The sequence below is a fragment of the Salinivibrio sp. MA351 genome (assembly GCF_001996065.1).
GTDB classification, from domain to species: domain Bacteria; phylum Pseudomonadota; class Gammaproteobacteria; order Enterobacterales; family Vibrionaceae; genus Salinivibrio; species Salinivibrio costicola.
Genome location: NZ_MUFG01000002.1, coordinates 123833 through 136212, shown reverse-complemented (window position 1 = coordinate 136212; position 12380 = coordinate 123833). Strand labels below are relative to the sequence as shown.

General features: G+C 49.1%; 10 protein-coding genes and 4 tRNA genes. 6 read left to right on the top strand and 8 right to left on the bottom strand.

Going from position 1 to position 12380, the window contains the following annotated elements; all coding sequences use genetic code 11:
• Positions 1 to 75 precede the first annotated feature (75 nt).
• Positions 76 to 1506, top strand: coding sequence for a PTS glucose transporter subunit IIBC (gene ptsG, locus BZG78_RS02050; protein WP_077461222.1), 1431 nt, complete (start codon positions 76 to 78; stop codon positions 1504 to 1506).
• Positions 1507 to 1578: 72 nt separating this feature from the next.
• On the opposite strand, the gene BZG78_RS02045 is transcribed toward ptsG, so the two are convergent.
• From BZG78_RS02045 to BZG78_RS02035, 3 genes are all read right to left on the bottom strand, one after another.
• A complete protein-coding gene (locus tag BZG78_RS02045) occupies positions 1579 to 2484 on the bottom strand; it encodes a lysine exporter LysO family protein (protein ID WP_021023143.1) in 906 nt (301 codons plus the stop codon).
• 181 nt (positions 2485 to 2665) lie between these two features.
• Positions 2666 to 3589 carry an HDOD domain-containing protein gene (locus BZG78_RS02040; RefSeq protein ID WP_077660241.1) on the bottom strand — a complete coding sequence of 308 codons (924 nt, stop codon included), beginning with the start codon at positions 3587 to 3589 and terminating at the stop codon, positions 2666 to 2668.
• Positions 3590 to 3714: 125 nt separating this feature from the next.
• A complete protein-coding gene (locus BZG78_RS02035) occupies positions 3715 to 4320 on the bottom strand; it encodes an LON peptidase substrate-binding domain-containing protein (RefSeq protein ID WP_077461224.1) in 606 nt (201 codons plus the stop codon).
• 289 nt (positions 4321 to 4609) lie between these two features.
• On the opposite strand from BZG78_RS02035, the gene BZG78_RS02030 reads away from it, so the two are divergent.
• The 5 genes from BZG78_RS02030 to BZG78_RS02010 all read left to right on the top strand — a co-directional run bounded on the left by BZG78_RS02030 (position 4610) and on the right by BZG78_RS02010 (position 5808).
• On the top strand, positions 4610 to 5197 hold the full coding sequence (locus BZG78_RS02030) for a TfoX/Sxy family DNA transformation protein (RefSeq protein WP_077461225.1): 588 nt from the start codon (positions 4610 to 4612) through the stop codon (positions 5195 to 5197).
• A 228-nt stretch (positions 5198 to 5425) separates the two neighbouring features.
• Positions 5426 to 5499 (top strand) — tRNA-Cys (locus BZG78_RS02025).
• Between the two features lie 26 nt (positions 5500 to 5525).
• Positions 5526 to 5602, top strand: a tRNA-Met gene (locus BZG78_RS02020).
• A 2-nt stretch (positions 5603 to 5604) separates the two neighbouring features.
• Positions 5605 to 5680: transfer RNA gene (locus BZG78_RS02015), tRNA-Gly, on the top strand.
• Between the two features lie 41 nt (positions 5681 to 5721).
• A tRNA-Leu gene (locus BZG78_RS02010) sits at positions 5722 to 5808 on the top strand.
• A gap of 49 nt (positions 5809 to 5857) precedes the next feature.
• On the opposite strand, the gene BZG78_RS02005 is transcribed toward BZG78_RS02010, so the two are convergent.
• From BZG78_RS02005 to ltaE, 5 genes are all read right to left on the bottom strand, one after another.
• Positions 5858 to 6079, bottom strand: a complete 222-nt coding sequence (locus BZG78_RS02005; RefSeq protein ID WP_158009972.1) for a FeoC-like transcriptional regulator — start codon at positions 6077 to 6079, stop codon at positions 5858 to 5860.
• Positions 6030 to 8372: a ferrous iron transport protein B gene (gene feoB, locus BZG78_RS02000; RefSeq protein ID WP_077660240.1), complete on the bottom strand. Its 2343-nt coding sequence runs from the start codon at positions 8370 to 8372 to the stop codon at positions 6030 to 6032. The genes BZG78_RS02005 and feoB overlap by 50 nt, the downstream gene beginning before the upstream one ends.
• Entirely contained in the window at positions 8372 to 8599 is a 228-nt protein-coding gene (locus BZG78_RS01995) for a FeoA family protein (RefSeq protein WP_021023136.1), read from the bottom strand. The genes feoB and BZG78_RS01995 overlap by 1 nt, the downstream gene beginning before the upstream one ends.
• A gap of 175 nt (positions 8600 to 8774) precedes the next feature.
• Entirely contained in the window at positions 8775 to 11150 is a 2376-nt protein-coding gene (locus BZG78_RS01990; RefSeq protein WP_021023135.1) for an ATP-binding protein, read from the bottom strand.
• A 205-nt stretch (positions 11151 to 11355) separates the two neighbouring features.
• Complete coding sequence (ltaE, locus tag BZG78_RS01985; RefSeq protein ID WP_242412974.1) at positions 11356 to 12363, bottom strand: low-specificity L-threonine aldolase; 1008 nt, start codon at positions 12361 to 12363, stop codon at positions 11356 to 11358.
• Positions 12364 to 12380 lie beyond the last annotated feature (17 nt).

Below are 12380 nucleotides of genomic sequence, written 5' to 3'. Positions count from 1 at the left end.
ACCTCTTGCGGGGGGAATCGAAAGGTCTGTCTTCAGAGACACAATTGTTAAACGTCCTTGTTAGGAGCAAGAACTATGTCAAAAAACCTCTTTGCTAATCTGCAAAAAGTCGGTAAGGCGCTGATGCTTCCAGTATCTGTGCTACCGGTTGCAGGTATACTATTAGGTGTTGGTGCGGCCAACTTTAGCTGGATGCCAGACATCATTTCTCACATGATGGAACAAGCGGGTGGTTCGGTGTTTGGTCAAATGGCCTTGCTGTTCGCGGTAGGTGTGGCACTTGGCTTCACCAATAACGACGGTGTATCGGGCCTATCTGCTATTGTCGGTTACGGCATCATGGTGGCTACGCTGGATGTGATGGCACCCGTTATGGGTGTAGATACGATCAAGACAGGTGTGCTTGGTGGTATTCTCGCGGGTGGTGTTGCAGCGTGGACGTTTAATCGCTTCTACACGATTCAGCTGCCAGACTACCTCGGCTTCTTTGCCGGCAAACGCTCTGTGCCTATTATCACCGGCTTTATTTCGATTGCTCTGGGTGTGATCCTGTCTGTGATCTGGCCGCCAATCGGTGGTGCGATCGCTACCTTCTCTCACTGGGCCGCAGAGCAAAATCCTGTTACCGCCTTTGGTATCTACGGTGTGGTAGAGCGTGCATTGATCCCATTTGGTCTGCACCACATCTGGAACGTGCCTTTCTTCTATGAAGCAGGTAGCTGTGTTAACAACGCCGGTGAGCAAGTCAACGGTATCATGACGTGTTTCTTGACCGCTAACGACGTAACGCGTGAAGCAGGTAACGGCTTTGGTCAGTTAGCCGGTGGTTACTTGTTCAAAATGTTCGGTCTACCCGCCGCTGCGTTTGCTATCGCTCACTCAGCGAAGCCAGAGAACCGTGCCAAAATCATGGGTATCATGGCATCGGCCGCTCTGACGTCGTTCCTGACCGGTATCACTGAACCCATTGAGTTCTCGTTCCTGTTCATCGCACCGGTACTTTACGGTATTCACGCCATCATGGCGGGTGCTGCTTATGTGCTGACGAACGCACTGGGTGTGGTTCACGGTCATACCTTCTCGAACGGTTTCATTGACTTTATCGTACAGATGCCACGTGCTGAAAACGTGACTACTCTGGTACTACTTGGTCTTGGTTATGGTGTGCTGTATTACATTGTCTTCCGCGTGGTGATTCGCGCCCTTGACCTGAAAACCCCAGGTCGTGAAGACGAAGCCGTGGCGGATGTATCGACAGCGACAGGCTCTGAACTAGCGGGTGACTTGGTCGCAGCTTTCGGTGGTAAAGACAACATTACTGCTTTAGACGCATGTATCACACGTCTGCGCGTCTCTGTGGCGGATACTGACATTGTTGACGAAGCGAAGTTGAAGCAGCTTGGCGCAGCGGGTGTTGTAAAAGTATCAGGTGGTGTACAAGCTATCTTTGGTACTAAGTCAGACAACCTACGAACTGAAATGGACAACTGGATGCGCGCGCAATAAGCGCTACCATTATCCATTTTGCAAAAGGGGTAGCCGGGTGCTACCCCTTTTTTGATCCCACTGGCTGGGTGATTAACCGCCTAAAGAAAGAAAAAAGAGCATAAGGACGGGAACCAGGAGGCTGAGAATAAACCCGCTGACAATGGCAATCGGCACACAGCGGATACCCCCGGTGCTTTGAATGATCGGCAGAGTAAAGTCCATCGCGGTTGCGCCGCCGTAGCCAATGGCGGTAAGTGGATAGCGACGAATCAATATTGGAATCATCATAATCGCCACAAGCTCGCGTCCTAACTCGAGAATAAACGAGGCGCCACCATAGACAGGGCCTAAGCCATCGCCCATTAAAATGCCGGCTAAAGAATACCAGCCAAACCCAGAGGCCATCGCTAAACCATGGTGATAAGGAATACCCAACCACCAAGCTGCCAGTAACCCCCCAGGTAAAGACGTTGCCACCACCAGTGCGGCAATCATCAAACCACGCTTATTGAGGATGATTTGTTTTAGCGTCATGCCGCTATTGCGTAGCTGGATGCCAATCAGTAATAGCAACAATAACAAAATACCTTCACTGGCGGCGTCGACCCAAGAGAGATCTTGTTGCCACAGTAGACCAACGATTAAACCTGTGGCGACCGCGCCGATCAGTTTTCCAGATTCAGACATCATGCCACGTAACGTCAGCTTATATTGGTGACCTTGCGTTTGTGTCGGCATCCATTTATCGAGAATTGGCAGCGCTAAAAGGTTAGCGGCGCCAATACAAATGAAGAAAGTGGCGGCAAAATGCAAAATGGTGGAGATATGTTGGCCGAGGTTGTCTAAGCCCGCGAGGCTAAGCCCCATTAACACCAGGATAACCATGACCAATCGCATCGTCAGCGTATTCACGGTATGAACATGGCGGGGCTGCTTGAGTGGGATCAAGTAGCCAACGATAAGTGGCGCGAAGATAAATAACATCCCTGAAAACATTAGATGATGCTCGGTGTTAAGAAAGGGACTTCGAGGTTATCAATCAGTTAATAGGCAGGTCAATAAAATCAGACCAGAGTGACTTGCGCCTTCAACATCAGAGCCACTCTAGTTACTTGCTAGCGGAGGGAGTATGCAGCGGGTTTAGTATGAGACGTTTGCATCAAACGTTTGCATCCGACTAGATGCTCGTGGCGTCGATAACACGGTTGAGTTGACGTGAAAACTCGCGATCATCCAGATTGGAGAGTTCGTATAACGCCTCGGCGCCTGGCGCGGTCATTTCTACTTCATGCTCTTCAATCGCGTCATCGTGGTTGCGAAACATCAATAAGTGGTTCGCCATTCTTGCCACATCAAGATAGGTGATATCAGGACGCGGTTTGGTGTATAGCTTGTTATTGATAGCCACTTCAATAAAATCGCGATCGAATGCCCATTGTTTCAGGACTAACCGGCTACAATCGCCGGCGAGCGCAAAAAAGACTTGCTCGGCAATATCAAATTGGAGGTAGTGACCTTCATGAATAAAACGCTGGAACTCACCAATCATACTGTATAAACCGATGTCGGCCAGTAAACCGACAATCAGTGCTTTTTCTGGTTCGACCGATAGCGGCTCATCACAATAATGTCTGATGGTTTGGGTCACTAACGCCATTGCCGCGGCAAATTCACGCGACTTCTGTGCACTTTGCTTCAAAAGCGCGTTGCAGTCGTGAGAAAACGTCGCATCGCTTTTCAATTGGTGAATGGCCGCTGCGGTAATAATACCTAAAACACGGTCGACCCCTAGACGTGAAACGGCGGTTTGAACATCTTTGCATTGTCCAGTTGCCCTCGGCGCAAAAAGGGCGGAATTTGCCGCTTTGAGTACCGCGCCGCACAAGCTAGGATCTTCCATCAACAAGGTAGCAATATCTCGCATCGTGGTTTCAGGCTGCTTGCTGGCGTGCTGTATGGACAGAATGGCGTCCGGTAAAGGGGGAAGAGAGAGGCGGTTAACGCGAACGGTTTCGACAGCGCGTTTATAAAATTCGGTCTCGAGGGAGCGCAAATATTTATCGCGATCCGGTGAGACCCAGAAAAATGACAGATGATCCATAAGTCCCGATAGTGTTTGTCACCAGACGGCATGGTAATGCGGCCAAAAGCAAAATAGAACCGCCTTTGATCGAATCAGTGCGCCTGATGGCGTCTTTGGTCATGGTTTAAACAGCAAACTCGCGCCTATTCAGGGTCGGTAAGCGGATAACGCAATAGTTTATCAATAAATTCGGCAACGAATAAGGCGTTAGGCTGTGAAAGTAACAATTGTTTTTGCTTAACCTCAATGGGAAGCAGCTCTAACCAGCGTAAACAGACCCAACCTATGTCGTCATATTGGGTCAGCTGAAAATGGTCATGCAACCCAGGATTGGAACGGTAGTATTGTTTTAGCTTGTCACTCAGATAGTGATAGGGCTCAGGAACGGTTTGACGTCGCCATATCGGCAACGGAGTATGCCGTGCCAAGTCAATATCCCTTTCTCCTCGTTCGATAGCCTCCACCTTGACACTTTCAATGCCCTGTAATGTCAGTGCGATCTGCTGGGGATCATGGCGATTAAAATCAGCCACTTGGCAAAGTGTCACAATCGGGGAAATCGTGGAAGGACGCGGAGTCGACGGAGCCTGGGGGCTGATTTCGTCCATATCTATCATGGCCACAAGTAATCGCGGTGGCTCGCCTGCTTGTGGGAGTGCGTCTAAGTAGAAAGCCTCAGACACAATATACGTGTTTACGCCACCTGGTAATAAATGATTGGTTTCAATCAGCAAAGGGTGTATCGACATACCGGCTCCCTACTCATGACTGGCTTACTCCTAATTTAGCGCACTGTAGTGCGATGGATAAAGCTTTCTCAATGGAAAGACTTTTTTAAGCTGATGAAAATACGTGTCATAAATGCGACATATTCCACAATATGAAAGTGGTCTTTATGGGGATGAGTGATCAAATGCATAGTATTTCATATCAATTTGATGCACTCTTCTTTGCGCAAATAAACATGCAAAATAATTAATTTATCAGTCAAAAATGCTATTGCCATTATTAATCACTTGCTAATAGGAGGAGCCCTTGATGAAAAAGCAATTAAAAACCCAAGTGACATGTTTTTTAAACACTTTCGGCGAGATGGAGCAGCGCTCAATGTTTGGTGGTACTGGGTTTTTCCATCAGGATGCGATGTTTGCGCTACTCACCGATAAGCGATTTTATCTGCGTGGTGGCGGCATAGTAACTGATGCGTTGGTTGATAAAGGGTGCAAAAAGTTTGTTCACGTGAAGAAAAGCTCGTCTGCGGTTGTGAATTATTATGATGTGACCGCACTCTTTATTGAGGACGATGTTGAACTGGCGGTGTTGGTTAAGGCGTCGCGCGATCATGCGCTGAATGATAGAGCATATAAAGCTGGGGGACATCACCGTCGTTTGCGCGATCTCCCTAACCTGCGTTTGACGATAGAGCGGATGTTGAAAAAGTCGGGGGTAGAAGATATTTCCACATTTTACAGCATGGCGCCGGAAGAGATTTTTCGTCGTTTGCAAGTGACGCATGGTAACGATCTTGATTTATGTTTGCTTTGGAAATTGGCAGGGGCGCAACAAGGCCGGCATTGGAAACTGATTGAAGAAGATGAACGTGAGCGCCTGTTATCTGCTGTTTGATCTCCTTTTTAAGGCGCGCGTGCCGATCTGCGGATCGGCGACTTTTTTATTGCGGTACTTTCATCGTGTTTATCTTCATGTTTCGGACGAATTATGATCAATAAAAGGGTGTTAATGCGATGTTTGGATAAATAATCGACGGTTAAACCTAAAAACGATAATTTGTACGTGACAGCCAGAAAAACTTATGTAGAATTCAAACCACTTAGCCGAGAGGTGAAGCGCGAAGGCGCGTTGGCAGAGTGGCTATGCAGCGGATTGCAAATCCGTGGACCTCGGTTCGACTCCGGGACGCGCCTCCATAGAACTCTGGCTAGTACAATACGGACGCGGGATGGAGCAGTTTGGTAGCTCGTCGGGCTCATAACCCGAAGGTCGGTGGTTCAAATCCGCCTCCCGCAACCAAAGCGACATTAGCTCAGCTGGTAGAGCGCGACCTTGCCAAGGTCGAGGTCACGAGTTCGAACCTCGTATGTCGCTCCAAATTAAAAACAGTGGCGTAAGCGGCTGAAAAAAAATTGCGTGCCCTGGTGGTGGAATTGGTAGACACAAGGGATTTAAAATCCCTCGACGTTCGCGTTGTGCCGGTTCAAGTCCGGCCCGGGGCACCATTACAAAGCAAAACGGCGACCTTAATGGTCGCCGTTTTTGTATGTCTCGCTATACCATACTCAAGCATTGTATTTCGTTATGATGCGCTAAACGGTATTGAACCTCTTGCTGATCGTGACAAGTACATTGGCGGATGATCGTGCCCCGCCTGATCCAAGTCTCCATCATGGCCTCAACCCCGTCGGGACTGAGGCCATACTCTTTTGCAAGCGCTTCTCGACTAATGACACCCGCCTGAGTGACACTGGCTTTGAGCTTTTGCAGGATCATAATAGGTCTCCTTAAACCAATGAGGATGGCGACCAACATAACGCATTACGCCGATCACGGTAATCAGTAGGGCAGAAAGGCTGACAATATAAACTGTTGCCTGAGTGGTCGCCACGCCGATTTGACTGACTTGAAAGCACAGTGTGGCACCACTGACAGCTAAGAGCATTGACCATCCCGCGATAAATAGCGCAAATCGACGGCCAAACTCACGGGTATAGGCTCCTATCGCGGCAACACAGGGCGTATACAGTAGGATCACAATCAGATAAGCCATAACACTGGCCGTCGTCGTGAATTGGCGGTGTAAATTGTCAAACGTTGCCATACTCACTGCTTGCTCTTGCGCAGCGGCTTCGGTGTTTTCTATCTCTCCCACGCTCATCGCGAATGGATCGCTGTAATCAATGCCAAATAAGTTTTCGGGAATGCTTTGAACGGCGTCAACAAGTGCATCACTGATCGAGCCTTCGTCTTGTTCTGCATTGGTTGGGGCATAGAGGTTATTTAAGGTACCAACAACTGCTTCTTTGGCGAATAGTCCGGTCACTAAGCCGACAGTGGCTGGCCAATTATCTTCTTCGATACCAATGGGTGAGAGAGCAGGGGTGACGACTTGAGCCGCTTTCGATAACACGGATGTCTCGCTATCTTCATGGCCAAAGCTGCCATCGGTACCGAGAGAGTTAAAGAAAGTTAAGAGGGTTACCACAATGACGATGGTTTTACCTGCCCCCAATACGAAACGGCGCAGCTTTTGCCAGGTATGACTCAACACGTGGCGCATACGGGGGAGCTCGTAGTCCGGTAGTGTCATTAACAGACTTTCACTCTGGCCTGGATAAAGGGTGTGGCGCAAAATCAAACCAGTGAGCACGGCCGCTGCAATCCCAAGTAAGTAGAGCGCAAATACCAGGTTTTGTCCGTTTTGCGGGAAGAACGCTGCGGCAAACAAGGCGTAAACGGGGAGCCGTGCACCACAGGACATAAAGGTGGCCATTGCTGCGGCGGTTTTGCGCTCATGAATTTGCTCAAGAGTGCGCGTTGCCATGACGGCAGGCACTGTACAGCCAAAGCCGAGGATCAGGGGGACAAAGGCTTTACCCGGTAAGCCAATTTTTTGCATCAAACCATCGAGCAAAAAGGCGGCGCGCGCCATGTAACCGGTGCTTTCTAGAACGGTGAGAAAAAGATACAGCCCAGCAATCACCGGGATAAAGGTCGCCACGGTTTGAATACCACCACCCACACCATCTGCAACGAGTGTCACGATCGCTGCGGGCAATATGCCATCTAATAGTTGATGGGTGCCATCCACTAAAACAGCGCCAGCGGCGATATCAAAAAAGTCGATAAAGGCGCCGCCAATATTGATGGCAAATACGAACATGGCATAGAGTACGGCAAGCAAAATAGGCAGCGATAAAAAAGGATTGAGGATCACCTTGTCGAGTTTTTCGGTTTTATTGCGGCTTAAATGGCGGTGCTCGCGTCGTGTGTCATGTACCAGATCGCGAATATAGCTGTAGCGTGTATCGGCGATAAGAATGTCGGTATCTTCTCCGGCCAGCGATTGGCAAGCCTGGGAAAATGACGCTTGTAGGGACGTATCATTGCCATCGGGCAAACGATCTCGCTCTAGGCACTCAAGCAAATGGGCGCGTTGATTCACTTGTGCCGCTGCCGAGCCTGCAAACGGGGCGCCAAGATGAGATTGGATCCATGCCTCGATATGCTCACCATAGTTTAACTGCATGGCGTCGCAATGCGGAAGTTCCATCATCATGTGGGCGAGCTGATGGCGGAAAGTCGCCACACTGTCGGCTTGGCATGCGGTAACGGTAAGCACGGGACAACCAAGCCATTCTTGTAGCTTCCCGATATCGAGCTGTTGTCCGTTGCGATCTAACCGATCCATCTTATTGATCAGCACTATCATCGGGACACCGCGCTCGCGTAATTGCAAGGTAAGGTACAGTCCTCTTTCAAGACTATTGGCGTCTAGCACGTTAATGATCGCATCACAGTCGTGGCTATCAATTGAATACGTCGCGATTTGTTCGTCTAGACTGGCATCAAAGCCTGCATTTAGGGCGTATAAACCGGGTAAATCGGTAATTTCACACTCTGTATTGTCGTTCGCTGTTTGATTGAACGTGAGCTGGCCGACTTTCTTATCAACCGTGACACCAGCCCAGTTACCGACTTTTTGGCGAGAGCCGGTTAACGCATTAAATAATGTGGTTTTGCCGCAGTTTGGGTTACCGGCAAGAAGAATGCGTTTTTTTTCCATTACAGTGTCTCCACATCAATCAATTTGGCAACGTCACGACGAACGACGAGTTGTTCGTTATCGAGCCGGATTTGTAATGGGTCTCCAAGCGGTGCTCGCCGAACCAGCTCCACCGCGGTGCCCGGGATTAACCCCATAACAGCAAGGCGGTGACGGATAACAGCGGGCACATGATGGACACTGGTAATACGCGCGGACTGACCGCGACCAAGCGTTGACAGTTTCATAATGCGAGATCCAAATAAGAATGGTTTTCATTGCATATTACGCGCAAAGGTCGCTATTTTTTTTGCGTCGGATCAAGCTATGGTGAAAGTCAATAACGTGATTGCTGCCACAATGAGAAGTGACGATCCTGATGTGAGCTAAGAAGAAAAAAGCGGCCAGTGTTGGCCGCTATCTTTAACTTGCGGAAGTACGATGTGCATCGCGTTGATTGTTCAGTTTATCCATCGCGATGGTCAATAGTCCGTTGGGGGCTTTACCCTCGGGGCCGAAGCCCGCTTTCTCTCCTGATAAAAGCGAGAGTGCTTCACTGACGTGCGAAACGGCATAAATATGAAATTCGCCTTTTTCAACCGCCAGCACCACATCTTTGCGCAACATCAGATTCTGAATATTGGCGGCAGGAATAATTACCCCTTGTTGGTGGTTTGGCCCTTTGAGTGTGCAGACGTCAAAGAAGCCTTCGATTTTTTCATTCACACCGCCAATCGGTTGTGCTTCGCCAAATTGGTTCATGGATCCTGTGATGGCGATATCTTGGCGCAGTGGCACCTCAGTCATTGCCGAGAAAATCGCACAAAATTCCGCCATGGAGGCGCTATCACCGTCGACGCCGCCATACGATTGTTCAAAGGTCAGATGCGTTTTTAGCGGGATCTTATCGGTTTTACCCAAAAGCGTGGCAAGATACGCGGATAAAATCATTACCCCTTTTGAGTGAATACGCCCGCCTAGTTTTACGCTACGCTCTATATCGAGTACTTCACCTTCGCCAAACGCGGTGGTCGCGGTAATGCGATTGGGTAAACCAAAGCTGTAGTCAGAGGTGCTGAGCACTGACAGGCCGTTAATCTGGCCGAGAGCCGTTCCCTGGGTGTTGATCAACGTTACCCCGTTTTCTACATTCTGCATCATGCTGTCTCGTAAGCGGCTTACCCGCATGTTTCGACTGGCAAGGGCTTTTTCAACATGCAGCGCGCCAACGGTATTCGCTTTTGCTTGCGTGGCCCAGTAATTGGACTCGCGCAATAAGTTAGCGATGTCAGCTGAATGAAGCGACAAACGGTTTTGATCCTCCGCTTGTCGTGCACTGTGCTCGATAATACGAGCGATAGCACTGCGGCTACAGTGTAACAGGTTGCCATCATGGATAATGCTGGAAATAAATTTGGCGTATTGGTGCTCAGTACTCTCTGTTCGCGGCATGTCATCTTCAAAATCTGCTGTGACCCGGAACAGCTCACTGAATTCTGCATCGTAGCGTTGTAAAAGCTGATACGTTTGATAATCGCCAAATAAAACAATTTTGAGATCAAGTGGAATGGGGGCCGGATCGAGTGACACGGTTCCGCTGAGGGTTACCTCTCGCTCTAGCGCACTGACGCTGAGCTGACGACTGCTCAAGGCACGTTTAATGCCTTCCCATACGTAAGGTTTTTCGAGCACTTTGATGGCATCCATCATCAACACACCGCCATTAGCGCGATGGAAACTGCCGGCGCGAATGAGAGAAAAGTCAGTGAAGACCGTGCCTTTAAAGGTGGCGTTTTCAACATAGCCAAATAAATTGTGATAGCTGGGGCTGTCTTCGACCACGATGGGGGCTTGCGCGTCGTGTTGGCTAACTAATACATTGACTTGATAACGGCGAGGGAGCTTTTTATCTAACGCCGCGTAGGCGAGTGCCGCTTGCTCTTCGCTGTCTTCTAAAAAAATATCAAGGTGTTCCAGCATGTCGGCCTGCATTGCCTCGAGAAAAGTGATGATCTCGGGTAGATCTGCGAACGTCTTTTTCAGTGGCGCGATATGGGTGGCAATCACTTCTTGGCCAATGTCTTCATCAAGCGCTTTTTGTTTGTCTGCGTATTCTGACTCCCATTCACCCAATTGGCGAACAACGCCGCGTAATTCAGTCTCAAGCTTATCAATCACTTTACCGAAGGCCATCTGTTCATCTTGTGATAAAGCATCAAAGGTGTCTTCGGTATGTGGCTCCTCACCGTTAAGGGCAACGAACTGATAATCCCCTTGTGGCGTGATAGAAAGACTAACACTGTTTTTTTCTGCGGTTTCACTTAAGCCTTGCAGAATCGTTTGTTGCCGCTCAGTGAGTTGATTTTTTAAGGTTTCCGCACGTTGGTAGTACATTTCATTATCAAACGCCATTGGCAGGGCATTGGCGAGCTTACCCATGAGCTGTTCAATATGCTTTTTTAATTCACTACCTTTTCCCGCGGGGAGTTTTAGGACTTGTGGTGAACGTGCTTCTTGGAAATTCGCAACATAGCACCAATCATAAACGGGTGAATCAGTCTGCCAGTGTTGGTTAAGGTAGCGCATCATCATGGTGCGTTTACCGAGTCCGTTCTGACCGATGGCGTAAATGTTGTAACCTTTTTCTTTAATTGACATCGCGAATTCAACGGCGTGGCGAGCACGATCTTGACCGACAATTTCGTCAAGTGGCGCAAGATGCTTGGTTGACGTAATGTCGCTGTGTTTCAAGCTAGATTCACGATACAAGCGATCGCTGGTGAGCTGAGTGAGAGCCATGGCTGTCCCCGTATTGGCGTTTAATCGTTACTGATTTTAGTGTAGCGACTGTAAGTGATTGTTTTAGTGACTTTGGTGGAGAAAGCGATGATAGGGTCACAGTTTTACATTGGCTGGTTATTTTATAAACAAAAAACGGGCTAATGTGCCCGCTTTTTATCGATTTTATCGCGAAGGAAGAAGGTCAGCGCTTCGATGATAGCGGCTAAAGAGAGTCGGCTATGGCACGAATAAGGGTATTGATATCCTCACGGCTGATGTCTTTATGGGTCACCAAACGAGCGGGATGACCACTGAATGTGACACGAATATCCTTCTCAATCAGCCGCATTTGAAGCCGTGTACGCTCGATCGTATCGGCGATATCGACATAGACGATATTGGTTTGGACCGGATAAGCGTCAGTTGAAAAGCCGTCAAGTTGATGCAATTCACTCGCTAAGTACTGCGCATTAGCATGATCTTGAGCCAGGCGTTCAACATTTTCATTGAGTGCTTTCTGACCGGCAACCGCTAAGATCCCCGCTTGGCGCATCCCCCCACCAAGCATTTTCCGTATACGCCTTGCTTTATTGATAAAGGCTTGAGAACCAAGAAGAAGAGAGCCAACGGGGGCGCCAAGTCCTTTGGATAAACAAATGGTCATTGAATCAAAGTGACAACTGATGGCGGTGATATCGACGCCTAACGCGACTGCCGCATTGTAAACGCGCGCGCCATCGAGGTGTAATTGCAGCTTATGGTGATCACAAAAAATGCGCGCCTCGGCCAGGTAGGATAAAGGTAAAACTTTACCGCCGATGGTATTTTCTAAGCTTAAGAGTTTCGTTCGCGCAAAATGGAAATCGTTTGGCTTGATTGCAGCTGCGAGCTTATCAAAGGGAAGGCTGCCGTCTGGGGCATTGTCTATCGGTTGGGGCTGAATCGAGCCTAATACGGCGGCGCCTCCGGCTTCATACTTATAATTATGGGCCTGTTGACCACATAAATATTCATCACCACGCTCACAATGGGCCATTAGGGCCAGTAGGTTGGCTTGGGTTCCAGAGACCGTAAAAAGGGCAGCGTCAAAGCCATGGCGTGAAGCGGCCCACTCTTCTAGTGTATTGACGCTAGGATCATCGCGATACACGTCGTCGCCGACGGGGGCATTCGCCATCGCCGTTCGCATCGCCTCGTCAGGCTGAGTCACTGTGTCAGAACGAAAATCAATCATCAGGCAACATCCTT

Coding starts and splice junctions, on each gene's coding strand:
- ptsG (WP_077461222.1), top strand. CDS start 76: ATGTCAAAAAACCTCTTTGCTAATCTGCAAAAAGTCGGTAAGGCGCTG.
- BZG78_RS02045 (WP_021023143.1), bottom strand. CDS start 2,484: ATGTTTTCAGGGATGTTATTTATCTTCGCGCCACTTATCGTTGGCTAC.
- BZG78_RS02040 (WP_077660241.1), bottom strand. CDS start 3,589: ATGGATCATCTGTCATTTTTCTGGGTCTCACCGGATCGCGATAAATAT.
- BZG78_RS02035 (WP_077461224.1), bottom strand. CDS start 4,320: ATGTCGATACACCCTTTGCTGATTGAAACCAATCATTTATTACCAGGT.
- BZG78_RS02030 (WP_077461225.1), top strand. CDS start 4,610: ATGAAAAAGCAATTAAAAACCCAAGTGACATGTTTTTTAAACACTTTC.
- BZG78_RS02005 (WP_158009972.1), bottom strand. CDS start 6,079: ATGATCCTGCAAAAGCTCAAAGCCAGTGTCACTCAGGCGGGTGTCATT.
- feoB (WP_077660240.1), bottom strand. CDS start 8,372: ATGGAAAAAAAACGCATTCTTCTTGCCGGTAACCCAAACTGCGGCAAA.
- BZG78_RS01995 (WP_021023136.1), bottom strand. CDS start 8,599: ATGAAACTGTCAACGCTTGGTCGCGGTCAGTCCGCGCGTATTACCAGT.
- BZG78_RS01990 (WP_021023135.1), bottom strand. CDS start 11,150: ATGGCTCTCACTCAGCTCACCAGCGATCGCTTGTATCGTGAATCTAGC.